Genomic DNA, 25,121 nt, shown 5'->3' on the forward strand with positions numbered 1-25,121 from the left:
CCGGGCGTGGGTCCGGAAGCGGCGCCCGCGCCGCGCCTACCGTCGGGCCCATGTGGACATCACGCCCGGACGGCGGGCCGGACCGGTTGCTGGCGCTCGCCGACGGCGTGTTCGCCATCGCCATCACCCTGCTCGTCCTGGATCTCTACGTGCCCCGGGACCTGGAGCCCGCCGAGTACCGGGAGGCCCTGCGCCGGGTGCTCCCCGACCTCGGGGCCTACGCGCTCAGCGTCGCGGTGCTCGGCAGCTACTGGCGCGACCACCGCAGGATCTTCCGCGGGGTGCGGGAGGTGGACGGGCAGGTGGTCGCCCTGTCCGTCGTCGGCTTCGGCGTCGCGGCCCTCGTGCCCTTCCCCACCCGGCTGCTCGCCGAGTACGGCGACCAGTCCGTGACCGTCGCCGTCTACGCCGGGGCCGTCGCCGCGCTCGGCGCCTGCCACCTGGCGGTGGCCGCCGTCCTGGCCAGGCGCCCCTGGCTGCGCCACGGCACGCCCACCGACGCGACGACCCCGCTGTACCTCCTCGACAGCGCCACGATCGTGGTGGTCTTCCTCGTCACCGTCCCGCTGGTCTTCGTCACCGGCCCCGCCATCATGTGGCTGTGGCTCGTCCTCGTCCCGGTGAAGGTCTACCTGGGCCGGCGGCATCAGGCTCCGGGCTGACGGGACCGCTTCACGCCCGTCCGGCCACCTCCGCCCAGCTCCCGCTCCGCGCGGACCGCGCCATCGCGTCCAGCGCGGCCGCGCTGTGCACGGCGTCCGTGAGCGTCGCTCCGTGCGCGCGGCCCTCGGCGACCGACGTCAGGAAGCGGTACGCCTCGATGACCTTCAGGTCGTCGTACCCCATCGCGTTCGCCGCGCCCGGCTGAAACGCGGCGAACTCTCCGTGGCCGGGGCCGACGTGGACCGTGGTGACGGACTGGTCCTGGTACGTCGTGCCGCGGCTGACGCCGAGCTCGTTCATGCGGCGGAAGTCCCAGAACACCGCCCCCTTGGTGCCGTGCACCTCGAAGCCGTAGTTGTTCTGCTCGCCGACCGAGACCCGGCAGGCCTCCAGGACTCCGCGTGCCCCGGAAGCGAAGCGCAGCAGGCAGCTGACGTAGTCCTCGTTCTCCACCGGGCCGAGTTCACCTCCGGCGGCGCGGCTGTGGCCCGCCGTGGCGCCGGCCGGGCGGGCCCGCTCCGGGAGGAAGACCGCCGTGTCGGCGGCGAGGGACGTGATGTCGCCGAGCAGGAACCGGGCCAGGTCCACGCCGTGCGAGGCCAGGTCGCCCAGCACCCCGCTGCCGCCCCGCTCCCGCTCGTACCGCCAGGTCAGCGCGCCTTCGGGGTGGGCGGCGTAGTCGCTGAACAGCCGTACGCGGACGTGCGTGACGGTGCCGATCTCCCCGGTGGCGATCAGCTCGCGGGCCGCCTCGACGGCGGGCGCGTTGCGGTAGTTGAAGCCGACGGTGCCCTGCACTCCCGCCGCGGCCACCGCGTCCGCCACCGCACGGGCGTCCTCGGCGGTCAGGCCCACCGGCTTCTCGATCCAGATGTGCTTGCCCGCCTCGGCCATGGCGACGCCGATCTCGCGGTGCAGGAAGTTCGGCGCGGTGATGCTGACCGCCTCGACCCGCGGGTCGGCGGCCACCTCGCGCCAGTCGCGGGTCGTGGAGGCGAATCCGAACTGCGCGGCGGCCCCCTCCGCCCGGCCCGGCACCTCCTCGGCGACCGTCACCAGCTCCGGGACGAGGGGCAGCTGCGGATAGTGGTGCCGTACACGCGCGTAGGCCTGGGTGTGCACCCGCCCCATCCAGCCGAATCCGACGACGGCGATGCCGAGCGTGTCCACCATGAGAGCCCCTCTTTGGACCGTTCCAGAACCTGTCCAGGCCACCCTGAGCGGGGTTCGCCGACGCTGTCAACCCTTTGACAAGCCGTGGCGCCGCATGGAACGGTCCATCCCATGAGACAGCCGACGATCCGGGACGTGGCCGAACGGGCCGGTGTCTCCAAGTCGCTGGTCTCCCTGGTGCTGCGCGGCTCCGACCAGGTACGCCCCGAGAAGCGGGACGCCGTGCTCCGGGCCGCCCAGGAGCTCGGCTACCGGCCCAACGCCGCCGCCCGCAGCCTCAGCGAGCAGCGCACCCGCACGGTCGGCGTCCTCCTGAACGACCTGCGCAACCCCTGGTTCGTCGACCTCCTCGACGGCCTGAACTCCCTGCTGCACGCCAACGGCCTGCACATGCTGCTGGCCGACGCCCGCCTCAACCGCCGCACCGGCCAGGACCCGGCCGACCCGCTGCTGGACCTGCGCGTCGACGGCCTGGTCGTGGTCGGCACGCTGCCCGACCCGGCCGCCCTCGGCGCGGTGGCCGAGCGGATCCCGGTCGTGCTGGCCGGCTCCCGCGAACCGGCGCCGACGGGCGTGGACGTGGTGGCGGGCGACGACGAGCGGGGCGCCCGGCTGGTCGCCGAGCACCTGATCGGCCTCGGGCACCGCCGTATCGCGCACATCGCGGGTTACGGCGCGGTGGGCGAGCTGCGGCGCGACAGCTTCGAGGCGACCATGCGCCGGCACGGCCTGTCGGAGCAGGCGCTGGTCGAGCCGAGCGACATGACCGAGGAAGGCGGCTACCGCACGACCGTCCGGCTGCTCAGCGGCCCCGAACGGCCCACGGCCGTCTTCGCCGTCAACGACATGGCCGCCATCGGCGTGCTCTCGGCGGCCGAGGAGCTGGGGCTGCGCGTCCCGCGCGACCTGTCCGTCGTCGGCTACGACAACACGAGCATCGCCCGGCTGCGGCACGTGTGGCTCACGACGGTCGACAACACCAGCCACGAGGTCGGCCGCCGCGCGGCCCGCTGCCTCCTGGAGCGCTTCGAGGGCCCCGGCGGAGCGGGCCGGGTCCAACTGGCCACGCCGACCCTGGAGATCCGGGGTTCGACGGCCCCGGCACCCTGATTGCCCGCCTCGCTCAGAGGTTGATCGCGTACGCCTTGCGCAGGGTCTCGTGCACCGTCCACGTCGTACGGTCGCCCTCGCGCAGGACGGCCAGGTCGCCGGGCCCGACCGTGAGGGTCGGCCCCCCTTCGACCTCGATCGTCGCCGAGCCGCTGATCACGACGAACAGTTCGTCGGCCTCGGTGTCGGTGACCACCCCCGGCGTGATCTGCCAGACGCCCCGGACCTGACGGCCGTCCTCCGACTCCCAGACCACCTTCCCGGTCACCTCGGGCGTCCCGGAGACGATCTGCCCGGGCGCGAGGGGCTCGGGTTCGAGCTCGGCGTCGGGGATGTGGAGTACGAAGCTGTGCGTCATGCGGCGACCTTAGCCCTGGTGAGCGGGGGAGCGGCCTGGACAGAGTGTGGGGTGTCGGGCGGGCCGGGCGGACATTCCGTCGTCCCTGCTCCTGAGGCCGGGGCCGGAACGGCCCCCGGCAGACACTGCCTTTGTCCGTCTCAACCCCTATGCCCTGGTCGGGAGTTCCCGCCGATTGGCGTATTGTTTGCGGCATATGCCCAGGAGTTGAGACGCCTGAGGGCATGCGGCTGTGTGGGCGAAGGGGGAGCAGGACGTGGAGGAGACGGGGCGACGACCCGCCCGATGGGCCGGGCTGCCCGGAGGGGTTGTTACGGCACTCCTGGCCGTGGCGGCCTGCGCCGGTCACGCGACCAAGGCGGGCCTCCCCTGGTGGGCCGTCCTCGCCGTCGCCGTCTCGACGGTGGGTCTCGCCGGCTGGACCCGGCGCCCGGACCGGCCGTCGGTACGGGCCGGGGGGCGGCTCCCCATGCGGTAGGGTTGACCTGCGTGATCACGCGGTTCACCCGCGCGATGCGCAACGGGACGTGGCGCAGCTTGGTAGCGCACTTGACTGGGGGTCAAGGGGTCGCAGGTTCAAATCCTGTCGTCCCGACTCGTACGAGTCGCAAGGCAGGGCTGTTTTCGGAGGTATCCGGAAACAGCCCTTCAGTATTTCCGTCAGTGATCCCATCAGTGATTCCGTCAGTATTTCCGTGTTCAGGTTCGACCGTGGCCGAGCCGGGCTCCCACCCGTGACATAGGCCACCCGTGTGCATCCGCGGCGTGTGTGTTTGCGTTCGCGCCGGCTGGAAAGTGGCTCTGTAGTCACGTGACCGAAAGCCGGAAAGAGGAGGTCCGATGTCCTCGAAGCGACGTCGCAAGAAGAAGGCCCGCCGCAAGAACGGCGCGAACCACGGCAGCCGTCCGCAGTCCTGAGAGGTTCTGCGGGCGCGCCGACGCAAACGGGTGGGTGGCAGGTGCCACCCACCCGTTTGCGTTCGCAGGCGTGTCACGGCCTCTGGCCGTCCGGTGCCGTCACAGGCGGAAGACCCGCCCGAGCACGTCGGCCAGCGCGGACTCCGTCTCCCCGGCCGCGAGCGGTGCCAGGCGGGCGGCGAGATAGCCGTCCGGGCGGATGAGGAAGGCCGCAGCACCCTTCGCGCCGTACAGTCGCGCGAACTCTCCCGCCTCGTCCCGGAACACGGGCAGGTGCCTGCCGCCCGCGCCGGCCGGGACGTGCACGGCCGGCGCCGTGTACGCATCCCCGGCGGCGACGAGGACCGCGGGCAGCGTGCCGCCCGTCAGCCGGTCGGCGGTGGCGGCCGTGTCGCGGCAGGCGGTGAGCGCGTCGGCCGAGCCGGCGTAGAGGACCAGGACGTGTCCGCGGTCGCGCAGCAGGTCGTAGAGGCGCAAAGGCGTCGTGGCCAGGCTGGTGGTGAGGCCGCGGCAGTCCGGAGCCCGGTCGCCCGGGGCGGGGGAGTCCGCGTCCGCGGGGCCCGCGCCGTTGGTCGCGGTCAGGGGGCTGTCCGGGTAGGCGACGAGCAGTTGCGCCTCGCGCAGCATCACCGTGGTCCTGTCCTCCTTCGCGGTCTGGACGCCGCCCGCCGTGGCATGGCGGACCGTGCGTCCGACCACCTCCTCACCGACGGGGCGGCGTTCGGCGTCGTAGCTGTCGAGGAGCCGGGGATGGGCGCCGCCGTCCAGGGCGAGGGCCAGCTTCCACGCCAGGTTGCAGGCGTCCTGGATGCCGGTGTTCATGCCCTGCGCCCCGGTCGGCGGGTGGATGTGCGCGGCGTCCCCGGCGACGAACACCCGGCCCGCCGCGTACCGGTCGACGAGTCGGTGACTGATGCGGAACACCGACGACCAGCGCAGGGCGGAGGCGGTGGCGGGCTCCGGTGACAGCCGGTCGATGACCGCCTGGATGTGCTCCACACGCGGTGCGCGCCCGCCCTCCAGGCCGTGAGGCGTCTCACCCCGCGCGGCGTTCTCACCCCGCGTCGAGAGCTCGGGCGGCACCAGCATCGACATGCGGTACCGGCGGTCCCCGGGCAGCGGGATGCAGACCAGGGCGTCGTCGACACGGCCCTCGGCGTCGTGGTGCAGGGACCGCACGCCGTAGCCCTCCGGCAGGCTCCAGTCCACCTCCACGTCGGCGAGCATGTACTCCTCCGGGAACGCACCCCCCTCGAAGGTGAGCCCGAGCTTCTTGCGCACGGTGCTGTGCGCCCCGTCGCAGCCGACCAGGAACCGCGACCGCAGCTCCTCCTGCGCACCGGACGCCGTGACGATCCGGCTCACCACTCCGTTCTCGTCCTGCGTGAAGTCCAGCAGTTCGGTGCCCCGCTCGATCCCCGTGCCGAAGCGGGCGAGGTGCTCCTCGAGGATCCGTTCCGTCTCGTACTGCGGCAGGGCCGCGAAGGCGTAGGGGACCTCCGGCGGCAGCCGCAGCTCGAAGCGGGCCTGCTCGACGCCGTCGGCGTACATCACCTGCCCGCGCATCGGCACGGCCGCCTCCAGCGCGGCGCGCACCATGCCCATCCGGTCCCAGACCTCCAGCGTCCGCGGCTGGACGCCCACCGCCTTGGCGTACGGCAGCCGGGCCGGCAGTCTGTCGATGATCCGGCAGGCGGCGCCCTGCCGCCGCAGCTCCGCCGCCGCGGTCAGCCCGACCGGTCCCGCGCCCACGACCAGCACATCTGTGTCCACCACCGGCGTCTCCTGCCGAGAGCCCCCCTGCCGCTCCGCCTCCATGGTCCACCGCCGCGAGACGATCAGCGACTTCACGGCGGCCGGGGCGACGATGCCGACCGTCTTCGGGAAGTCGCGTTCGAGGGTGAGAGCAGCAGCACGGCCGTGAGCCCGTCCTGCCGGCCGATTCACAGCAGGACGCGGTCCCGTCCGGACTGGCCGCGGACGAAGAGCGGCATGAGCAGCACGGCCACCCACCGCCTGCGCCAGGAACGCCGAGGCGCCGAGCAGCGCCCCCAGCGACACCCCCTGGCCGACGAACAGGCCCAGCAGGGCCGCGGCGAGCAGAAGGCACTGGTGACCGCCCGCGCGAGAGCGCGGGCGAACGCCGGCGTACGCAGGAACAGTCCGGTCACCGCCCGCCCCCGGCGGTATCACGGACGTCGCTCGTGCGCCCCCGCCCCGGCGCGACATGGGCGTGAACGAGCGGGTGGCGGCGCATGCGCCTGCGGGCCGCACGCGACCCGCGAGAGCCGGTATCCCCGGTACATGGCGTGGTCGAGGACGTCACCCACCCCCATGGGCGACGTCCTCGACCGCTCCCCCGGTGCCGGACTGTGGCTCAGGTGTCCGCGCGGCGGATCCGTGCCGTCACCAGCACATCACCGCCGTCCCGCCGGCACCCCAGGCGGAGTACAGGCGTACGCGGACGACGTGACGGCGGCCCTTGACGAGCCGGGCGCCGATCGTGGCGTTGTGCGGAGTTCCCCCGTCGTCCCGGCCGGCGAGGTAGCGGGGCTCCCCGTCCCGCTCCTCGAAGAGCACCATGACGGCGTCGCAGTCGCCGAAGGTGGCCTCAGCAGGCCGAGCGCGTGGCCGATCCGGTGCAGGGCCGTCCCGTGCTCCCCCTGCGCGGTCAGGTCCCAGCCGAAGTTCATGGTGCGGTCCCGCCCGCCGGCCGGCAGCGCCTCCCGGCCCACCCTCGACCAGGAGCCGTCACCGGCCTGGAACCCGATGCGCAGTTCTGCCTCCGAGCGGTCGCCGACCTCGGCGAAGGTGATCCCGATGCCGAGGTCCTGCCACTCCCGGAAACCCGCGCGCACCACGTCCCGCTGCTCCTCGGCGCCGGCCCACGGCACCCGTCGCGTCATCCCCCTCCCCGGCACGGGGATGACGGACGCGTCGGAGTCGCCGTCGAAGAACCAGTAGTGCAGGACGGTGCCGTTGACCCACATCCGCCGCCCGCTCGCGAGCGCGCTCAGCCGCTCGGCCGCCAGCCCCGGTGCGAAGGCGGGCGCCGGCGCCTGTGCCAGCGAGCAGTAGCGTGCGGTCATGGGCCACAGCCTGCCCTGCGGCCCGCCCCCGGCGCCTGAGTCGGGGGCTACTCAAGTCGCCCTGTATCAAAGGTGAGTAGTCGCGCTCATGTCTGTGTGATGACTTACGAGAGGGACGCGACGACGCTGGAGCTGCCCTGGCCGTTCGCCGGGCGGGAGGACGAACTGGAGCTGGTCCGCAGGTCGTTGACCGGCGTGCGGCGCGGCATCGTGGTGACGGGCCCGGCGGGCTGCGGGAAGACCCGCCTCGTCACCGAGGCGATCCGCGGCACCGACTGCGCCCGGGCGGCCGGCACGCCCGGGAGCCGGACCGTCCCGTTCGCCGCGTTCGCACATCTGCTTCCCGAGTCGGTCACACTGCACCGCGCGGTCCGGCTGCTGTCCGGTGTCCGCACACTGCTGGTGGACGACGCGCACCTTCTCGACGACGCCTCCGCAGCCCTGGTCCATCAACTCGCCGTCCACGGACGAACCCGGCTGCTGGTCGTCGCCACCGACGGCATGCCCGTGCCCGGCGCGATCTCCCGGCTGTGGACCGGTGAACTCCTGCCGCGCCTCGCACTGGAGACACTGCCGAAGGAGGAGACCGGCCGGCTGCTCACGGCCGGCGCCGGCCCTCTCGACGCGCTCACCCTCAACCGGCTGCACCGCCTGAGCCAGGGCGACCTGGGGCTGCTGCGCGACCTGCTGGGCGCGGTGCGCGGGCAGCTGACCCCGGTCCCGGACACCGGCGAACGCGCGTGGCGGGGCCCGGTCCCGCTGACCACGGCCGTACGCGAACGCACCGCCCCCGTCCTCGGCCGGAGCCGCCCGCTCGAACGGGAGACCCTGGACCGCCTCGCCTTCGCCGAGCCCCTGCCCCCGGACATGGACGACCTGGACCTCGGGGCCCTCGAAGCCCTGGAGTCGGACGGCCTGATCGAGGTCGACGACCACGGTGCCGTCCGACTCGCCCACCCCCTGTACGGGCCGGTGCTCCGGGCCGCGGCGGGCCGGCTGCGGGCACGCCGGCTGGCCCGGGCACCGGAGGAGTACGCCGCCGCCCTCGACGCCGAGTGCGCGGCCCTGGCCCGCCGGATCGACCGGGCCGACGTACGGGCGACGGCTGCCCCGGTGGGGGAGTGGCAGGCCGCCGAGGGCGGGCCCCTGCCGGGCGGGTACGCCGCGGTGCGTGCCCGCTACGCGCGGCTGCGCGGAGAGGTGCGGGAGGCCGCCGCCTGGGCTCGGGAAGGCCTGCGGAGCGACCCCGCGCACGCCTCCTGCCGGGCGGAACTCCACCGCGCCTCGGCGACGGTGGACCACCTGGGCGACCTCGACCCTGAGGCCGTCACCGACCCCTACGACGCCGTCCGTCTCGGCGCCCCGGAGAAAGTCATCGACCGGCTCGACGGCGTGTTCGCCCGGCACGCCGACGCCCTCACCCGCGCCGACGGCCCGGACCTGGACGAGGTGGCCCGGGAACTGGAGCGGCGCGGCTTCCTGCTCTTCGCGGCCGAAGCGCATGCCCAGGCCGTACGCGCCCACCGCGACCCGCGCGCCGCCCGGCACTCCCGCACCCGGGCCGTCGCCCTGGCCCGGAGCTGCCAGGGCGCCCGCACCCCCGCGCTGTCCGGGCTGGTCCTCGGCGAACTCACCGCCCGGCAGCGGCAGATCGTCACCCTCGCCGCGGCCGGCCTGACCAACCGGCAGATCGCCGAACGCCTCACCCTTTCCGTCCGCACCGTCGGCAACCACCTGTACGGCGCCTACGCCCGGCTCGGCACGAGCGATCGTGGCGCTCTGGCGTGGACGGCCCCCGCGCCGGAAGCCCAGCCGGCTTGAGCCGGGTCCTCAGGACCGGCGGCCTGACCCGAACAGGGGACGGGTCAGGCCGCCCCGAATGCCTCACTGTGTTGGCCGGCGCCGTTGGCGTCGACCTGTTCAGCGCCTATGTCCGGCTCGGCACGAGCGATCGTGGGGCTCTGGCGTGGACGGCCCCCGCGCCGGAAGCCCAGCCGGCTTGAGCCGGGTCCTCAGGACCGGCGGCCTGACCCGAACAGGGGACGGGTCAGGCCGCCCCGAACGCCGAGAACGCCCACCCCGTGGCCTGGTGCAGGGCGTCGTCCGGCTGGGCGGCCCGGGCATCGCGCAGCGCCTCCGCCAGGGACAGGCCGGCGTCGACGCCCTTGTGCAGCGCCAGCATCAGCGGCACCACCGCGGCGTCGTTGACCGGTGCGCTGCACGCCACCACCCCGGCCGTGCCGAGCGGCAGCAACGCAGTGACCAGGCCCAGCAGTTCGTCGGCACCGACCGAGGCCAGGCGGGCGGTGTCGCAGCAGGACAGGATGATCCGGTAGGGGCTGCGGTCCAGCCGCTCGAAGTCGTGCACGACGATCGGCCCGTCGGCCATCCGCAGGGACGAGAACAGCGGACTGTCCGCGCGGAACGTGCCGTGCGCGGCGATGTGCGCCAGCGCGGCCCCGTCCAGCTCCTCCAGCACCCGCGGCACCCGCGCCCCGTCCCCCTCGAGGACCGTCGCACAGCCGTACCGGCCGGCCAGCTCGGGCACCTCGGCACCGCCGGTCGCCAGGCCCGGGCCGCGCACCAGCACATGGCAGCCGTCCGGCGGCGGCGCGGTCTCCCGGGCCCGCAGCCAGCTGCCCGCCGACGGCGACACGCTGAGCACCCGCTCCCGCAACGACGGCAGCAGCGCCCATGGCACCCGGTGCAGCCGCCCCGGCGGCACGATCACCACCGGACCGCCGCCCAGGTGCGCCGCGGCCGGACCGAGGAGCAGTTCCTCCAGCCGCCGCCCCGCCGCCTCCACCACCGCAAGCCGGGCCTCCGCCCCGGGGTGGGCCAGCCGCCGCAACCCTGCCTGTACGTGCTCGGCCTCGGTCTCCGCCTCGGCGAGCAGCCCGGCCTCGAACCGGCGCACCCGTCCCCGCCCGCACAGCAGCACCTGCACCCGGCCGCCGAGCACGGCGAGTTCCACCAGCAGGACCTCGTCACCCAGTCGCTCCAGCAGCCGGCCGACGTCGAACCGGTCGCCGATGCCGGGCGCCTCGCCCCTCATGTGCAGCGTGCGGGAACGGATCTCCCGCTCCAGGCGCCGCTGTTCGCGCTCCAGCGCCGGGACCGGCCGGCCCTCCATCCGGGCGGCCTCCGCACGCGAGGCGATCTCACGGAAGGCCGTCATGCCGCTGAGCAGCTCCGGGTCGGCGGGCGGCCGCGTCGGCGGGGTGGACAGCACCGTGGCGCGCCAGCGCTCGCTCCACACCAGCAGCCGCCGCGGCCCGCCGGAGACCAGACTGGCCCGCTGCGCCAACGCCGCCAGTTCCGCGCCCTGTTCGGTGGCGCGCGCCCGCAGCTCCGAGGCGCCCAGCGTCATCCGGTGGTCGTCCAGTACGTCCAGGCCCCGCCGACATGCCTCCAGCACGCCCCGGGCCGACCCGCCGGCCTGCGCCCGCAGTGCCTGCGCCGCCCAGCCCGTCAACCGTGCCAGCGGCGGGCCGCTGCGCCGGCTGCGCGCGGCCACGGCCAAGTGCCGCTCCGCGTCCGCCGTCCAGCCCAGGTCCAGCGCGATCCGGCCCGCGAGCAGCGACGCCTCCGGTGCGGCCGGGGCGCCGAAGGAGGCCAGCTTCCCGGCCACCGCGGCGGCGTCGGCGACCAGCCGCCCCGAGCCGCGCCCGGCCGCGTGCCGCGCCTCGATCAGCACCAGCCGGGCGTGCGTCTCCCACCAGGTGCGCCGCTGCCCGGCGAACAGCCGTACCGCGAGGGCCGCGCGGGCGATCGCCGTGTGCGCATCCCCGGCCAGTCTCGCGGCCCGTGCGGCGGCCAGCAGCAGCTCCGCCTTGCGGGTGGACTGCCCGCCGATCCCGTCCAGCTTCCCGATCGCAGCGTCCGCCTCGGCCAGCGCCTCCGGCGCGAGACCGGCCGCCATCAGCACCTCGCAGCGCCGGATGTTCAGCATGAACGTCGGCGTGCCGAGCCGGGCGTACCGCTCCTCCGCCTCGTCCAGCAGCCGCAGCGCCACCGGCACGTCCCCCGACCGGAACGCGGCCAGGCCCCGGCTCTCCACCGCGTCGGCCTTGTCGTGCTCCTGGCCGGTGGTGTCCCACAGCGCCTCGGCCGCGGTGAAGTCCGCCTCCGCCCGCTCCACCGACCCCAGCGCCAGATGCACGGTGGCCCGCAGGGTCAGCGCCCGTGCCGTCCAGATCACGTCGTCCGCCTGCCGCAGCACCGGCACCGCCCGGCGCACGTCCTCCAGCGCCTCCCGATGGTGACCGAGGACCCACCACACGTACGCCCGCCGGTACAGCACCCGCGCTCTGGTGTGCCCGCCGCCGCGCGCCACACCCCGCTCGAACGCCGCCAGGCCCTCCCGGGTGCGGCCCGCGTGCACCAGCGCCACGCCCAGTGTGGCCAGCACGTCCGCCTCCCGGTCGGCCGAGTCCGCGCGCGCCGCGCACTCCCGGGCCCGCCGCAGGTGGTGCAGCGCGAGCCGCAGATCGCCGAAGTCCCGCTGCCAGATGCCGATCACCTGGTGGGCGACGGAGGCGTCCAGCGGGGAGGGGTCGGCGTCGAGCAGCGCCCGGGCCCTCGCGAGAGCCTCGCCCGGGTCGGCGAACACCATCGGCAGCAGTTCCGTAACCGAGTCGCTTCCCGCTGTCACTCCTCGGATGGTAGTGGTCCCGGAGCGCACCACACAGGTGTCGAGCTGTATCAAGAGACGTCGAGGCGGCTCATGTTGACGACCGCTCAGCGGAACCGGCCGACGCCGTCGCACCAACGGGAGGACCCGCCATGGCACCTCAGCGATTCCACGAGCAGTTCGACCAGATCCAGCGCTCGATGCCGGACGTCCCGCTGGCGATGGGCCCGGACGAATCGGCGGAGTTCATGTACGAGAAGGGTGTGGTCCTCGTCCGCGACGGCGAGGAGGCCCGGATCGTCGAGGACACGGTACGGGCGCACTTCACGGCCGCACCCGACCTCGACCAGGAGCAGATCCGCCGCGCGGGCCCGCAGACCAACCGCAGCGGCATCACCCGCATCCGCGTCGGCGACCCCGGGGAGGGCGCCCGGGACACCGACCGCGCCGTCGCCCACGCCCTGCGCTCCGTCCGGGAGCACGAGTCCCGGGCCGGGCACCGGATGGTCGCCCGCAACCACGTCGTGCACATCGCGGTCAACGCCTGCCCCGGCGACGAACCTGTCCCCGCCCCGCTCAGCGAGCCGCCCAACCCGGCCGCCGCCGGCACGCCCCACGACCCGGACACGGCCGTCGGCGTCCTCGTCGTCGACACCGGCCTCATGCACGACTACCGCTCCTGCGGCCTGCTCGCCCACACCGGCGGCGACGCCCAGATCCAGGAGTGCGACGACCGGGGCGTCCTCCAGCAGTATGTCGGACACGGCACGTTCATCGCCGGGCTCGTCGCGGCCGTCGCGCCCAACACCGACATCACCGTGCGCGGCAGCCTCAACGACGCGGGCGCCATCCTGGAGTCCGAGTTCGGCGAGAAGCTCTTCGAGGCCGTCGACGCCGGCGGCTGGCCCGACGTGCTCAGCCTTTCCGCCGGCACCTCCAACGGCCGCACCGACGGCCTGCTCGGCGTCGAGAACTTCATGCGGGAACTGCGCGAGCAGCGCACCCTGCTGGTCGCCGCCGCGGGCAACAACGCGAGCGCCGCGCCGTTCTGGCCCGCCGCCTACGCCGACCTGCCCGGCTGGGAGGACTCCGTGCTGTCGGTCGGCGCCCTGCGCAGCGACGGCGAGTCCGGCGCATGCTTCACCAACCACGGCCCGTGGGTGAAGGTCTACGCTCCCGGAGAGCGCCTCACCAGCGCCCTCACCGGCTTCGACGCACCCGTCCCGTACGTGTACCAGCACTCCACGTACGACGCCTGCCGCTACGGCTTCTCCTACGGCTGCACCTGCCAGCACCCCCGCCACAGCGGCGTGCTGAGCGACGAGGGCGACGCCGTCAAGCCGGACCAGGTGATGTTCGAGGGGTACGCGCAGTGGAGCGGCACCTCCTTCGCCACCCCCGTGACCGCCGGCCTCGTGGCCGCCCACATGACGGCGCACAAGGAGACCGACCCGCGCGCGGCCCGGCGGCAACTGCTGGCCGCCGACGCGGAGTTCGCGGACGTACGGGGCGCGCAGGTCCCGGCGCTGCGTCCGCCCACCTGGCGCCCGGTCCCGGTCGTGCGCCTCGGCCCCGGGCTGTGAGGGCCGGGGCCGTCCCCTCCACGGCGTACGATGACGTGCCGTATTCGAGGGGTGGGGCTGCCGTGGACCGTACTGATGCCGGCGCGCTCGTCCAGGCAGCCGCCGACGGTGACGCGGCAGCCTGGAAGGCGCTCGTGGAAGGGCTGAGCCCGCTGGTCTGGTCCGTCGTCCGGGCCCACCGGCTCTCCGACGCCGACGCCCATGAGGTCTACCAGACGGCCTGGTTCCGCTTCGCCCAGCACCTCGGGCGGATCCGCGAGCCCGGCAAGGCGGGCGCCTGGCTGGCGAGCACCGCGCGCCACGAGTGCCTCAAGGTCATCCGGAGTGCGCAGCGGGTGACCCTGACGGACGATCCGCGGCTGCTGGACCGGGTCAGCGAGGACGGCACGCCGGAACAGTCGCTGCTCGACTCGGAGGAGGCCGCCGCGCAGAGCGAACGCGTCCGGCGGCTGTGGCAGGAGTTCGAGGAACTCGGCGAGCGGTGCAGGCAGTTGCTGCGCGTGCTGATGGCCACGCCGCCGCCCAGCTACCAGGACGTGTCCGCCGCGCTCGGGATCGCGGTGGGCAGCATCGGACCGCTGCGCCAGCGCTGTCTGCGGCGTCTGCGGTCCCGGCTGGAGGCACGGGGGGCGATATGAGCGACATGAACGGCGACCGGTACGACGACGGACTGTACGACCACGACCTGTACGAGGACGACCTGTCCGGCGAAGGGGACTTCGGCGACGAGGAGTTCGACGCCGGGATGCTGGAGCAGGAGCTGCGGCAGGCCGCCGCCGTCCTCGACCCGGTGCCGGCGGAGCTCCAGCAGATCGCGGTCGACGCCTACGCGCTGCACGACCTCGACGCGCGCGTGGCCGAGCTGACCTTCGACTCGCTGGTCGACGCCCTCCCCGTCCGGGGCGTCACCGATGCGCCCCGGATGCTGACCTTCCGGGCGGGTGAGGTGACCGTCGACGTCGAGGTGACCGCACAGGGGCTGATGGGCCAGGTGCTGCCGCCGCAGCCGGCCCGCATCGAGGTCCTCGGCGGGCCGCGGCCCGGCTCCCCGCTCACGGCCGACGACTTGGGCCGTTTCACCGGCGACACGCCGCTGACGGGGCCGTTCGCCCTGCGCTTGTGTACGGCCGGGGATGTGGTGGTGACGGAGTGGCTGCGGGCGTAGGGGGTGCGTCCGCACGCCTTCGGCGGAGTCGCCACGCCGTGGGGACTGCCCGGCGCGGGTCACGCCCGGCTCGGCCTCGGGCTGGAGTGAAGACCCGGATGCCTTCCGGTGACCTGCCGTCCGTCAAACACCCGACCGTAGGGTTGATCGACATGGGCAACCACATCGCCCAGCGGCAGGCCGGCCTGACCTCGATGTCGCGTAGCAATTCACAGTGGACGTAGTCCCCGGTTACGTGTTCATCCTGCCGGCGGTGATCGTCGCGGGATGGGTCCTGTCGTGGTGGGGTGCGCGGCGGGTCCGGTGGTTCCTGCCGTTCGCTGCGGTCGTCGTCTCCGTGCTCTGCGTCGTCATCGGCTGGCACGCAATGGGGCCGCCGGCGGACCCGCGGACCGTCGACTGCTCGTCCAGCTGGGCGTGTACGGACCCCGGTTCGCTCTACGTGGTCGCGGCCGGGCTGCTCGGTTTCGGATGCTGCGTTGTGCTGTTGCTCCTCACGCTCGTGGGGGAGGCGCTTCTGATCCGGAGGGGATGCCGCTCCGAACCCGTTCAGCCGGACACGGCGTCGATGAGGCCCGCCAGCGCGGCGGCGAGTCGCTCCAGGCCGGGCCCGGGGCGACCGCCCGGCTCGGTCATGTAGGTGTCCCGGCGGATCTCCACCATGAGCGCGCTCACCTCGGGCTGCTTCCCGTAGAACTCCAACGGGACGTAGGTCCCGCCGAACGGCGTGTCGAGCTCCGTCTCCCCGAACGCCTCCCGGGCCGCGGCGAGCAGCGCGGGAGGCGTGTGGAAGGGGTCGGTACCGAGGCAGACCGGCGGGCGCGGCCCCTCCCCGTGCAGTTCGTACGGCAGCCTCCGGCTCGGGTAGGAGTGCACGTCGATGATCACGGCCCGTCCGGTGGCCTCCAGCCGGTCCGCCACGGCCCGCGTCATCGCCCGCGCGTACGGCTCGAAGTACCGCTCGACGAGGGGCGTGGCGTCGACGTCGTCGGGCCGCAGCGCCCGGCCGTGCGTGGTCCGCGTGTAGACCGCTCCCATCCCGACGGCGAGCATCTCCTCCCGCTCGTCCGGAAACCGCTCCGGATCGACGACCAGCCGCGACAGCCGGTTGACGAACCGCCACGGTGTGACGCCGGCCGGCCCGGCCGCCGCCTCGGCGATCTCCGCCGTGTGCGCGTCCGTGAGGTGGTCCAGCTCCCGCGCCAGCTCTCCGTCGTCCAGCACGATGCCCGCCCGTACGTCGTCCGGTATCTCCCGCGCGGAGTGCGGAACATGGAGGATCACAGGCGACTGCCGGTCGCCGGGCAGCAGCTCGAAGGAGGGCGGGACGTCGGTCACGAAGGCTCCAGGGCGTTGTCGGTTGGTGGATGACGTGCAGGTTCCTTGAGGGCCCTTGAGAGCGTTGAAGGTGCTCGTCAGCAGGTCAGCGGTGTGCGTGGCCCCCCCGTTTCGTGATCTCGGGGAATGTGCGGGTGGCTCGGAGAAGTCAGCTGAGACTGCAGTATCTCTTCGCTTGTGTCAGATTCCGAAGGTCGCACCCTCACTCTCGTGCTGCTGCCCGTGCCGCGGGGGAGGGCTCAGGTCCGATCGAGACCGGTTTGGCGGATGTCGTCACCCTCCAACGGCGCCGCCAGGCCCGCATGTCCGACCAGGACGAGGAGAGCTTCTTCGCCGACGCGCTCACCGGGTACGAGGGTGTGATCGCCGGAGTGATCGGCAGGCTCAGCGCGGGTATCAGCAAACCCATGCGGCGCAAGCTGCACGAGATGCCGCGCCTCGTGACCGATCCGCAGTCCCCCCGGCGCCGACGTCCAAGCCCAACCGGAACGACTCCTTCGGGCAGTCCTTGCGTCTGGGCGCGCTTCATCACCAACGTCCTTTCACTGTAGGGACGTTGTTCCAGCGAGGGTTTCGTGTTCCACTGATCTCCCTCCGTAACATCGATCACCCGCTCCGGGGCGGGAGAGTCTCCATGGGGGATTCGTGGGTGAGGATCTGGGGTTCGAGAGACTTCTCGAGGAGGAAGGTTTCTTCGCGCGCCTGCTCGGGCGGTCGCCGTCGGGCGGTGGCAGCAAGCTGTTGTACGGCCCCGACCTTCCCGTTGTGCTGCTCACCGGCGGCCCGGGGATGGGCAAGGGGCGGCTGCTGCGGCTGGTGCGCGACCGCTTCGCCTCCAAAGTGCCGGTGATCTATCTGGACTGCGCGTCACGGACGTACGAGGACGACGCGGGGCCGGAACCGGGCGCCCGCTCGGACCTCACCGAGGCCCTGGTCGACGTCGCAGGGCGGCTGCGCGCGTGGCAGGGAACGGGCGGCCCGTTCGTCTTTCCACGGTTCTTCGCAGGCCTCACGATGATCGCGACCGGCGCCGCGGATCGCAGCCCCGAAGCGGTCAGGGCGGAAGTCGAACGCTACGAGAACCTGCCCCAGCAGCAGGGCCTGCGCGGACTGGGAACCGGTGGATTCTGGCGGAACGTGCTCACCGGAGTCATCCGCAATCTGCTCAACACCCTCGCCGGACAGTTGCTCGGCGCATACGGCGCCTCGGTGGCCGGCGCCCTGCTGGAGGCCCTCTTCGCGAACGCGGCACCCAAGGGCAGGAGGGAGCTGACGCGGATCTACGGCGCCTATCCCACCGCGGGCCACCAGCCGGAGCACGGGCTGCTCGATCTCGCAGCGGACTTCAAGGCCGGCGGCGAGGCACGGGAGGTGGCGGAGCGCTTCCTCTTCCGGGCGCTGCGCGAGGACATCGAGGCGGCCTACGAGGGCACGGTCGGCTGGCTGAGCCGCGTCGGGCGCCCGGCGCTGCTCCTGGAACACGCCGACTCGCCGCTGGGAGAGCGACTGTTGCGGGCCGTGCTCACCGACCGGCGCGACGGACAGCGCGACCGCGTGGTGATCGTGGGCACGGCACGCCAGGAGGACGGCGGCGCCTTCCTTTACGGAGGGCTGTCACCCGAGGACGCGGGGTACCCGGCGGAGTACCGGCCTGCCGACGGAATACCGGCCACATGGTGCCGGAAAACGGGCCCGCAGCCGGACCGGGCGCCGCTGGCCGACGGGGTACTCCTGCTGCGGATGCCCCTTCTCACCGGTGACCAGCTCCGCGACGAGACCCTGCGAAGACAGCGGCGCACGGAGCCGGAGAGCGGCGCGAACCGCCGCCGTGTCGTCGCCGCCGTGGCCCGGCTGAGCGGCGGGCGTCCGCACACGGTGATCCGGCTGGCCGCAGCAGCCGCCACCTTCCGGATGCCGGCGGACGCCAACGACCGGGACCTCCTCGACGCCCCGCTGCGCCACCCGGACGGCGCCGCCGAACGGCCGGTGACAGACGTACTGCTCGAGGAGCTGATCCTGGACCAACTGCCGGTAGGGCTGCCGGACGAGCACCGCGGCCAGTGGCTCGATCTGCTCACCCATCTGTCGGTGGCCCACGACACGGAATGCGCAGACGTCCTGCTGCTCCACCATCAGGCCCACCGTGTCTCGGTCCTGACCGCACATCAGGTTGCCAAGCTGCTCACCGAAACCGGGTGGCCCGGCTGTGAAAGGCACTTCATCGGGGACTTCGGGCTGCGTCAGCTGCTCGTGCACCGGCTCTACGGGCTGCGCCCCGACGGCGCCGCCTGGCACGCCGACCACCATCTGCTGCGCGACCACTACGCCCTGCGCGCGGCGGACGACGGGGCGACGGGCGGCGAGGCGTTCCGCTCCCTCACAGCGCACCGGATGAACCACCACCTGGTCTCGGGCGGCGCGGACGACGTGGTCCGCCACCTCGCCGCCACGCTGCCCGGCCGCCCCCGGGAGTGGTGCGCGGAGCTGCTGGAGATCGCGCAGGCTCCGTATCCGGGCGGCGCGGACGCCCGCCGTGTGCGCGCCCAGGGTCTGGTGTCCATGGAGGGACCCGCGCTGCGCCGCACCGTCGACCAGCTGCTGCACGCGGTGTGGCTGTGCGAGGAGCGGACCAGGCCGACCGGGAGCGAGATGGCCCGCACGCTGGCCGGCCTGCTGGAGCGCCTGTCGATCATGGAGTTCGACGGCGCAGGGGATCTCGGCCCGACCGCCGGCGAGTGGAGCGGCCTGGCGGCGAACCAGCGGCCGCTGCTTCGCTGTTCCTGCACCGATCAGCTCGGGCGACGGAGGTAACGGGGATGCCCAGTTGGCTGTCGAGACCCAGATGGACGGGGATGCCCAGGTGGCGGCAGATCCTCTACGCGCTGCTCGGCCTGACGGTGCTCGCGGCCGCCGTCGTGTACGGCAGATCCGCCGCGCAGAGACCCGACACCTGCGCCGACGGCGTCGAGCGGATCGACGACGAGTGCATCGGTGTCAGCGGCGAGGGATACGACTTCGGCACACGCGAGATCAGGGCCGTGGCCCAGGCCATCAAGAAGGAGAACGATCGGATCGCCCAGCAGCCCCATGTCACCGTGGCGATGATGCTGCCGCTCCAGTCGGACCAGCCGACACTGCGCCGGCAGATGCGCAGCGACCTCCAGGGCGCGTACCTGGGGCAGCGGCAGGCCAATGCGGGTGAGGGCGAACTGCCCAGGATCCGGTTGGTTCTGGCCAATCCAGGACGGAACTACGGGCGGCAGAACGAGGTCGTGGACACCCTGATCGGCATGGCAGGCTCGTCGAAGGACCGGCTGCGGGCCGTCACGGGCTTCAACCTCAGCCTTGACGCCACGGAGAAGGCCGTCGAACGCCTGACGAAGCACGGGATCCCGGTGCTCGCCTCCCGGATCAGCGGCGACCGGATCGCGAACGAGGACGGCACGGACGGCGCGGCGAAACAGCGATTCCCCGGTCTGGCCCGGATCATCCCCACCAACAACGGCGCGGCCAAGGCTTTGGCCGACTTCAACGGTGAACGCGGGCGGCAGGACGCCCGAACGGTCATGGTCTTCGACACCCGCCAGGACGCCTACGACGAGTCGCTGGCGGACGCGTTCCGGGGCATCGAGGAGGCCGGCCCGGCCGGGCCAGCCGCGATGCCCTTCGAGTCCCCGGGGATCTACGAGGCGGGTTCGACCGGCAATCAGTTCACCCAGATCGCCAACAACATCTGTGACTCGCCGGCCGACACCGTCTACTTCGCGGGCCGCACCCTGCACTTGCGGATATTCGCGCTCAAGCTCGCCCAGCAACCCTGCGGGGACCGGCACTACACGATCATCAGCGGATCGGACGCCGCCTCGCTGCGGCAGGGCATGTCGGCGAAGGACTGGGCGCAGCTGCGCGGCACGGGCGGCGAACCGAAGGTGACGGTGCAGTACGCCGCTCCGGCGCACCCGGCCGCCTGGAGCACCGAGTTGAAGGCATGGAGGAAGAGGTGGGACGCGAGCCGCGACCGCGAGCCCACCGCCGACGAGCTCCCTCAGTACCTCACCGAACCCAAAGCGGCCCTGGACAGCCTGAACAAGCTGATCGAGGCCACCCTCCACGAGGGGACCGATCTCGGCTCCGTCCCGAACCTCGAGGACTCCCGGACGATGCTCGTCTACGACGGTCTCCTCACCATCGGCACCGCCCTGCACGAGGTGCAGGGCGACGACGCCGAGCAGGTACCCGGCCTGAAGGATGTCGGCACGGAGTGGTCCAAGCTCCAGTCCCGGCACCGGGTGAAGGGAACGAGCGGTCTGATCTGCCTCACCAGCGGCGGAAATCCGTACGACAAGCCGGTCGCCGTGGTCGAACTGGACCCAGGGCGGGAGGGCCGCGGCACGCTGAAGTTCGTCGGCATCGGCTGGCCCACCGGCCGGGAACAGCCGAAGAACTGCGTGATTCCGAGCAGGACACCCTGAAGGCCGAGGACCGTCAGATCGCCGGGCACTGAGAGGGCGACCTCACCGTCGGCCAGGGCGACCGATCAGCCACCGGCTCCCTGGCTGACCGCACCACCCGCTGTGTAAAGCTCCTGCACTTGCCCGGCGGACGGGGCCCCGAGCACGACCGCGACCTGCCCGCCTTCGCCGGCCTGCCCGCAGAGCCGGCCCGCTCCCTCACCCGGGATCAAGGCGGCAAGATGGGCCGGCGACGAGTTCCCCCGTGCCACCAGTGAGCATCCATCCGTTTCTGCGGGCGCTCTACGAAGACGGCTACTACCCGGACCACGTCCTGGACCGAGGCCGCGCGATCCTGCTCGCCCTGTGCGAGCGCGTCGAACGGGAGCGCCCCGCCGGCCTCGCCGCGCTCTACGCGCTGACGCAGGCGGCCACGGAGGAGTTCAACGATCTCCAGGCCGCATTCGAGGCGGCGGGCAGTGAGATCGAGACGGTGGCCCGGGAGGAGATAGCCGAGGACTTCGGCTTCGTGGCGCGTGCGTACGGCTTCCCGGACGCGGACGTGGAGGAGCTGATCGCCACCCGGGAGTGGTGAGGACCGCGACAGGGGGCGAACACGGCTCCGCCCCGGCCGGGCGTCGTGCCGGACGGGGCGGAGCGGGTGGGTCGTAGGGGCCCGGGGCCTCAGCTCAGGGAGGCCAGGGCCTCGTTCCACGTGGTGGACGGGCGCATGGCCTCCGCGGCCTTCGCAGGGTCGGGCTGGTAGTAGCCGCCGATGTCGACCGGCTTGCCCTGCACGGCGCTCAGCTCGTCGACGATCTTCTGCTCGTTCGCGGCGAGCGTCTCGGCGAGCGGGGCGAAGGCCTTGGCCAGGTCCGCGTCGTCGCTCTGCCCGGCCAGCTCCTGCGCCCAGTACAGGGACAGGTAGAAGTGGCTGCCGCGGTTGTCGATGCCGCCGACGCGCCGGGTCGGGGACTTGTCCTCGTTGAGGAAGGTCGCCGTGGCGCGGTCGAGGGTGTCGGCCAGGACCTGGGCGCGGGCGTTGCCCGCCACCTTCGCGAGCTGCTCGAAGGACGGCACCAGGGCGAAGAACTCACCCAGGGAGTCCCAGCGCAGGTAGTTCTCCTTGACCAGCTGCTGCACGTGCTTCGGCGCCGAGCCGCCCGCACCCGTCTCGAACAGGCCGCCGCCCGCCATCAGCGGGACGACCGACAGCATCTTGGCGCTGGTGCCCAGCTCCAGGATCGGGAAGAGGTCGGTCAGGTAGTCACGCAGGACGTTGCCGGTGACCGAGATCGTGTTCTCGCCGCGGCGGATGCGCTCCACCGACAGCTTCGTCGCCTCGACCGGGTTGAGGATCCGGATGTCCAGGCCCTCGGTGTCGTGTTCGGCGAGGTAGGTGTTGACCTTGGCGATCAGGTTGGCGTCGTGCGCGCGGGTCTCGTCCAGCCAGAACACCGCCGGGTCGCCGGTGGCACGGGCGCGGGTGACGGCCAGCTTGACCCAGTCCCGGATCGGGGCGTCCTTGGTCTGGCAGGCGCGGAAGATGTCGCCGGCCGAGACGGCCTGCTCGATGAGCGCGGTGCCGTTGCCGTCGACCAGGCGGACGGTGCCCGTGGCGGGGACCTCGAAGGTCTTGTCGTGGCTGCCGTACTCCTCGGCCTTCTGCGCCATCAGACCGACGTTCGGCACCGAGCCCATGGTGGACGGGTCGTAGGCGCCGTTGGCCCGGCAGTCGTCGATCACGGCCTGGTAGACGCCCGCGTAGGACGAGTCCGGCAGGACCGCGAGGGTGTCGTGCTCCTGGCCGTCGGGGCCCCACATGTGGCCCGAGGTGCGGATCATGGCCGGCATGGAGGCGTCGACGATGACGTCCGACGGGACGTGCAGGTTCGTGATGCCCTTGTCGGAGTCGACCATCGCCAGCTCCGGGCCCTCGGCGAGCTCGGCGTCGAAGGAGGCCTTGATCTCGGCACCCTCCGGCAGCGAGTCGAGGCCCTTCCAGATGCCGCCCAGACCGTCGTTCGGGGTGAGGCCGGCCGCGGCGAGCTTGTCGCCGTACTGCGCGAACGTCTTCGGGAAGAAGGCGCGCACCACGTGGCCGAAGACGATCGGGTCGGAGACCTTCATCATCGTCGCCTTCAGGTGCACCGAGAACAGCACGCCCTCGGCCTTGGCCTTGGCGACCTGCGCGGTCAGGAACTCGCGCAGCGCGGCGACGCGCATCACGGAGGCGTCGACGACCTCACCGGCGAGCACGGGTACGGACTCGCGCAGCACCGTGGTGGTGCCGTCGTCGCCGACGAGCTCGATGCGCAGGGCGCCGTCCTCGGCGATCACGACGGACTTCTCGGTGGAGCGGAAGTCGTTCTGCCCCATGGTCGCCACGTTGGTCTTGGACTCGGCGGTCCAGGCGCCCATGCGGTGCGGGTGGGACTTGGCGTAGTTCTTGACCGAGGCCGGGGCACGCCGGTCGGAGTTGCCCTCACGCAGGACCGGGTTCACGGCGGAGCCCTTGATCTTGTCGTAGCGGGCGCGGATCTCGCGCTCTTCGTCGGTCTTCGGGTCGTCCGGGTAGTCCGGCAGGGCGTAGCCCTGGCCCTGCAGCTCGGCGACGGCCGCCTTGAGCTGCGGGATGGACGCCGAGATGTTCGGCAGCTTGATGATGTTGGCGGCGGGCGTCTTGGCCAGCTCACCGAGCTCCGCGAGGGCGTCCGGGATGCGCTGGTCCTCGGTCAGGTACTCCGGGAACACGGCGATGATGCGCCCGGCCAGCGAGATGTCGCGGGTCTCCACGGCGACACCGGCCTGCGACGCGTACGCCCGGACCACCGGCAGGAAGGAATACGTCGCCAGGGCGGGGGCCTCGTCAGTGTGCGTATAGATGATGGTCGAGTCAGTCACCGGGTGCTCCGCTCCACGTCTGCAACATTGCTCGACATCAAGATATCTCGTGACCGGCCTCGGCTCGACAGGGGTCCACGACCAGTTTCGTGCAACCGATCGGTCCGTTCCCGTGTCTGGGAGAGAGATCACTCACTCCAAGCCACGGCCGGATCTGACCACCCGGCCGTCCGAGCGAAAGCGGACCATGAGATATCGCACCAGAGTGACGGCCCCGGCGGTTGCCCTTCTCGGCACGGCGGCGGCACTGACCACGGGGATCCCGGCCCAGGCCGCCGGCAGGACCGGCGCCGGCCCGGGCCCCGAGACCCTCGGCGACCCCGTCTACCCCGCCCTCGGCAATGACGGATACCGGGTCTCGGCGTACCACCTCGACTTCGCGTACGACGACACGACCAAGCTCGTCGAGGCCACCGCGACCCTGACCATCCGCACCACCCAGGCCCTGAGCCGCTTCTCCCTGGACGCGCTCGGCCTGGACATCCGCTCCGTCCGGGTCGACGGTCGCACCGCCGCCTTCGAGCAGGTGGCCGAGAAGCTGCGGGTCACCCCCGCGCGCAAGCTCGCGGCGAAGGCCCGGGTCACCGTGTGCGTGGCCTACGGCGCCGACCCGCGCCGGATCCCGCCGCCCGCCGGCGGCTGGGTGGCCACCCCGGACGGATTCGCGGTGTGCTGCCAGCCGAACCTGGCGCACACCGTCTTCCCCTGCAACGACCACCCCTCCGACAAGGCCGATTTCACCTTCCGCCTCACCGTTCCCGCCGGACTGCGGGGCGTCGCGAGCGGCCGGCTGGTGCGCACCGAACAGCTGGAGGGCGACCGGACCGCGTACACGTACCGCTCCCGCTCGCCGATCGCCACCGAAGTGGTGCAGATCACCGTCGGCGACTATGTGATCAAGGACCGGCAGGGCCCGCACGGCCTGCCGCTGCGGGACGTCGTCCCCGTCGCCCGGGCCGCCGCCCTGGAGCCCGCCCTGGCGCTCACCCCGGCGCTGGTGTCCTGGGTCGAGCAGCGGCTCGGCGCGTACCCCTTCGAGACGTACGGCCTGCTGCCCTGCAACAACGACGCCCCGGACGCCTTCGACTTCACGGGCCTTGAGACCCAGACCCTCACGATCTACAAGCCGAACTACCTCCTCCAGGAGGAGAGCAAGATCGGCTCGCACATGATGCACGAGCTGGTCCACTCCTACTTCGGCAACAGCGTCAGCCCCGCCACCTGGGCCGATCTGTGGCTGAACGAGGGCCACGCCGACTTCTACGGCCTGCTGTACCGCTACGAGCGCGGCTGGCCCGACTCCAAGGGCATGACCACCATGGAAGCCCGGATGAAGGACACCTACGCCCTCGGCGACCAGTGGCGCCAGACCTCCGGGCCGGTCGCCGCACCCAACGCGGCCAACCTGTTCGACGGTCAGCGCTACCTCGGCGGCGTCCTCGTCCTCTACGCGCTGCGGCAGCAGATCGGCGAGGCCGCCTTCAACGCCGTCGAGCGCGCCTTCCTCGCGCGCCACCGCGACTCCTCGGCCTCCACCGAGGACTACATCGCCGTCGCCTCGGAAGTCTCCGGCCAGGACCTGACCGGTTTCCTGCGGGACTGGCTGTACGGCACGAAGACGCCCCGGATGCCGGGCCACCCGGACTGGACCGTGACGCCGGCGAAGGCGTCCCTCTCGGCACCGCGCGACCGGAGGGACAGCCACCACCACGAGAACTCCGCGACGCTGTAGGGGG

Annotated in this window: 19 protein-coding genes, 1 tRNA gene and 1 pseudogene; 14 read left to right on the forward strand and 7 right to left on the reverse strand. The window is 72.6% G+C overall.

Features of this window, described 5'->3' with window-relative positions; translation table 11 throughout:
• The first annotated feature begins 50 nt into the window (after positions 1–50).
• Entirely contained in the window at positions 51–662 is a 612-nt protein-coding gene (locus tag A4E84_RS35205; protein WP_174569485.1) for a TMEM175 family protein, read from the forward strand.
• Positions 663–672: 10 nt separating this feature from the next.
• On the opposite strand, the gene A4E84_RS35210 is transcribed toward A4E84_RS35205, so the two are convergent.
• Entirely contained in the window at positions 673–1,836 is a 1,164-nt protein-coding gene (locus A4E84_RS35210) for a Gfo/Idh/MocA family protein (protein WP_062930428.1), read from the reverse strand.
• Between the two features lie 111 nt (positions 1,837–1,947).
• Here A4E84_RS35210 and A4E84_RS35215 point away from each other — a divergent pair, with 111 nt between their 5' ends.
• Positions 1,948–2,946 (forward strand): LacI family DNA-binding transcriptional regulator, encoded by a 999-nt coding sequence (locus tag A4E84_RS35215; RefSeq protein WP_062930429.1) that lies wholly within the window; start codon positions 1,948–1,950, stop codon positions 2,944–2,946.
• Positions 2,947–2,959: 13 nt separating this feature from the next.
• Here A4E84_RS35215 and A4E84_RS35220 read toward each other — a convergent pair whose 3' ends face one another.
• Complete coding sequence (locus A4E84_RS35220) at positions 2,960–3,304, reverse strand: cupin domain-containing protein (protein WP_062930430.1); 345 nt, start codon at positions 3,302–3,304, stop codon at positions 2,960–2,962.
• 256 nt (positions 3,305–3,560) lie between these two features.
• Between A4E84_RS35220 and A4E84_RS43115 the strand changes: the two genes are divergently transcribed.
• From A4E84_RS43115 to A4E84_RS45905, 3 genes are all read left to right on the forward strand, one after another.
• On the forward strand, positions 3,561–3,782 hold the full coding sequence (locus A4E84_RS43115) for a hypothetical protein (protein WP_159029649.1): 222 nt from the start codon (positions 3,561–3,563) through the stop codon (positions 3,780–3,782).
• Positions 3,783–3,825: 43 nt separating this feature from the next.
• A tRNA-Pro gene (locus A4E84_RS35225) sits at positions 3,826–3,899 on the forward strand.
• Positions 3,900–4,144: 245 nt separating this feature from the next.
• Positions 4,145–4,222: a 50S ribosomal protein bL37 gene (locus tag A4E84_RS45905; RefSeq protein WP_370443954.1), complete on the forward strand. Its 78-nt coding sequence runs from the start codon at positions 4,145–4,147 to the stop codon at positions 4,220–4,222.
• 99 nt (positions 4,223–4,321) lie between these two features.
• Here the strand turns inward: A4E84_RS45905 and A4E84_RS35230 are convergent, their stop codons facing one another.
• Both A4E84_RS35230 and A4E84_RS35235 read right to left on the reverse strand, forming a co-directional pair.
• On the reverse strand, positions 4,322–6,040 hold the full coding sequence (locus A4E84_RS35230; RefSeq protein WP_062931738.1) for an FAD-dependent monooxygenase: 1,719 nt from the start codon (positions 6,038–6,040) through the stop codon (positions 4,322–4,324).
• Between the two features lie 588 nt (positions 6,041–6,628).
• Positions 6,629–7,311: pseudogene (locus A4E84_RS35235) on the reverse strand (zinc metalloprotease).
• A 99-nt stretch (positions 7,312–7,410) separates the two neighbouring features.
• Here A4E84_RS35235 and A4E84_RS35240 point away from each other — a divergent pair.
• Positions 7,411–9,132 carry a LuxR family transcriptional regulator AbsR2 gene (locus tag A4E84_RS35240; protein WP_062930432.1) on the forward strand — a complete coding sequence of 574 codons (1,722 nt, stop codon included), beginning with the start codon at positions 7,411–7,413 and terminating at the stop codon, positions 9,130–9,132.
• 226 nt (positions 9,133–9,358) lie between these two features.
• On the opposite strand, the gene A4E84_RS35245 is transcribed toward A4E84_RS35240, so the two are convergent.
• Positions 9,359–11,926, reverse strand: coding sequence for a CHAT domain-containing protein (locus A4E84_RS35245; protein ID WP_062930433.1), 2,568 nt, complete (start codon positions 11,924–11,926; stop codon positions 9,359–9,361).
• 170 nt (positions 11,927–12,096) lie between these two features.
• Here A4E84_RS35245 and A4E84_RS35250 point away from each other — a divergent pair, with 170 nt between their 5' ends.
• From A4E84_RS35250 to A4E84_RS35260, 3 genes are all read left to right on the forward strand, one after another.
• Positions 12,097–13,527, forward strand: coding sequence for a S8/S53 family peptidase (locus tag A4E84_RS35250; protein WP_062930434.1), 1,431 nt, complete (start codon positions 12,097–12,099; stop codon positions 13,525–13,527).
• Between the two features lie 62 nt (positions 13,528–13,589).
• Positions 13,590–14,165, forward strand: a complete 576-nt coding sequence (locus tag A4E84_RS35255; protein ID WP_062930435.1) for an RNA polymerase sigma factor — start codon at positions 13,590–13,592, stop codon at positions 14,163–14,165.
• Positions 14,162–14,692, forward strand: a complete 531-nt coding sequence (locus A4E84_RS35260; RefSeq protein WP_418082238.1) for a hypothetical protein — start codon at positions 14,162–14,164, stop codon at positions 14,690–14,692. The genes A4E84_RS35255 and A4E84_RS35260 overlap by 4 nt, the downstream gene beginning before the upstream one ends.
• A 549-nt stretch (positions 14,693–15,241) precedes the next feature.
• Here the strand turns inward: A4E84_RS35260 and A4E84_RS35270 are convergent.
• On the reverse strand, positions 15,242–16,030 hold the full coding sequence (locus A4E84_RS35270) for an N-formylglutamate amidohydrolase (RefSeq protein WP_062930437.1): 789 nt from the start codon (positions 16,028–16,030) through the stop codon (positions 15,242–15,244).
• A 260-nt stretch (positions 16,031–16,290) separates the two neighbouring features.
• Between A4E84_RS35270 and A4E84_RS35275 the strand changes: the two genes are divergently transcribed.
• The 4 genes from A4E84_RS35275 to A4E84_RS35290 all read left to right on the forward strand — a co-directional run bounded on the left by A4E84_RS35275 (position 16,291) and on the right by A4E84_RS35290 (position 21,076).
• The gene (locus A4E84_RS35275) at positions 16,291–16,581 is read left to right on the forward strand and encodes a hypothetical protein (protein WP_062930438.1); all 291 of its coding nucleotides are present in this window, start codon (positions 16,291–16,293) and stop codon (positions 16,579–16,581) included.
• A gap of 94 nt (positions 16,582–16,675) precedes the next feature.
• Entirely contained in the window at positions 16,676–18,841 is a 2,166-nt protein-coding gene (locus A4E84_RS35280) for a hypothetical protein (protein WP_062930439.1), read from the forward strand.
• 41 nt (positions 18,842–18,882) lie between these two features.
• A complete protein-coding gene (locus A4E84_RS35285; protein ID WP_237305047.1) occupies positions 18,883–20,502 on the forward strand; it encodes an ABC transporter substrate-binding protein in 1,620 nt (539 codons plus the stop codon).
• Positions 20,503–20,755: 253 nt separating this feature from the next.
• The gene (locus A4E84_RS35290) at positions 20,756–21,076 is read left to right on the forward strand and encodes a DUF5713 family protein (RefSeq protein WP_237305048.1); all 321 of its coding nucleotides are present in this window, start codon (positions 20,756–20,758) and stop codon (positions 21,074–21,076) included.
• A gap of 89 nt (positions 21,077–21,165) precedes the next feature.
• Here the strand turns inward: A4E84_RS35290 and A4E84_RS35295 are convergent, their stop codons facing one another.
• A complete protein-coding gene (locus tag A4E84_RS35295; protein WP_062930442.1) occupies positions 21,166–23,385 on the reverse strand; it encodes an NADP-dependent isocitrate dehydrogenase in 2,220 nt (739 codons plus the stop codon).
• Between the two features lie 187 nt (positions 23,386–23,572).
• Between A4E84_RS35295 and A4E84_RS35300 the strand changes: the two genes are divergently transcribed.
• On the forward strand, positions 23,573–25,117 hold the full coding sequence (locus tag A4E84_RS35300; protein ID WP_062930443.1) for a M1 family metallopeptidase: 1,545 nt from the start codon (positions 23,573–23,575) through the stop codon (positions 25,115–25,117).
• The last annotated feature ends 4 nt before the right edge of the window (positions 25,118–25,121 follow it).

This window comes from Streptomyces qaidamensis (genome assembly GCF_001611795.1).
Taxonomy (GTDB): Bacteria; Actinomycetota; Actinomycetes; order Streptomycetales; family Streptomycetaceae; genus Streptomyces; species Streptomyces qaidamensis.

Coding starts and splice junctions, on each gene's coding strand:
- A4E84_RS35205 (WP_174569485.1), top strand. CDS start 51: ATGTGGACATCACGCCCGGACGGCGGGCCGGACCGGTTGCTGGCGCTC.
- A4E84_RS35210 (WP_062930428.1), bottom strand. CDS start 1,836: ATGGTGGACACGCTCGGCATCGCCGTCGTCGGATTCGGCTGGATGGGG.
- A4E84_RS35215 (WP_062930429.1), top strand. CDS start 1,948: ATGAGACAGCCGACGATCCGGGACGTGGCCGAACGGGCCGGTGTCTCC.
- A4E84_RS35220 (WP_062930430.1), bottom strand. CDS start 3,304: ATGACGCACAGCTTCGTACTCCACATCCCCGACGCCGAGCTCGAACCC.
- A4E84_RS45905 (WP_370443954.1), top strand. CDS start 4,145: ATGTCCTCGAAGCGACGTCGCAAGAAGAAGGCCCGCCGCAAGAACGGC.
- A4E84_RS35230 (WP_062931738.1), bottom strand. CDS start 6,040: ATGGAGGCGGAGCGGCAGGGGGGCTCTCGGCAGGAGACGCCGGTGGTG.
- A4E84_RS35240 (WP_062930432.1), top strand. CDS start 7,411: ATGACTTACGAGAGGGACGCGACGACGCTGGAGCTGCCCTGGCCGTTC.
- A4E84_RS35245 (WP_062930433.1), bottom strand. CDS start 11,926: ATGGTGTTCGCCGACCCGGGCGAGGCTCTCGCGAGGGCCCGGGCGCTG.
- A4E84_RS35250 (WP_062930434.1), top strand. CDS start 12,097: ATGGCACCTCAGCGATTCCACGAGCAGTTCGACCAGATCCAGCGCTCG.
- A4E84_RS35260 (WP_418082238.1), top strand. CDS start 14,162: ATGAGCGACATGAACGGCGACCGGTACGACGACGGACTGTACGACCAC.
- A4E84_RS35285 (WP_237305047.1), top strand. CDS start 18,883: ATGCCCAGGTGGCGGCAGATCCTCTACGCGCTGCTCGGCCTGACGGTG.
- A4E84_RS35300 (WP_062930443.1), top strand. CDS start 23,573: ATGAGATATCGCACCAGAGTGACGGCCCCGGCGGTTGCCCTTCTCGGC.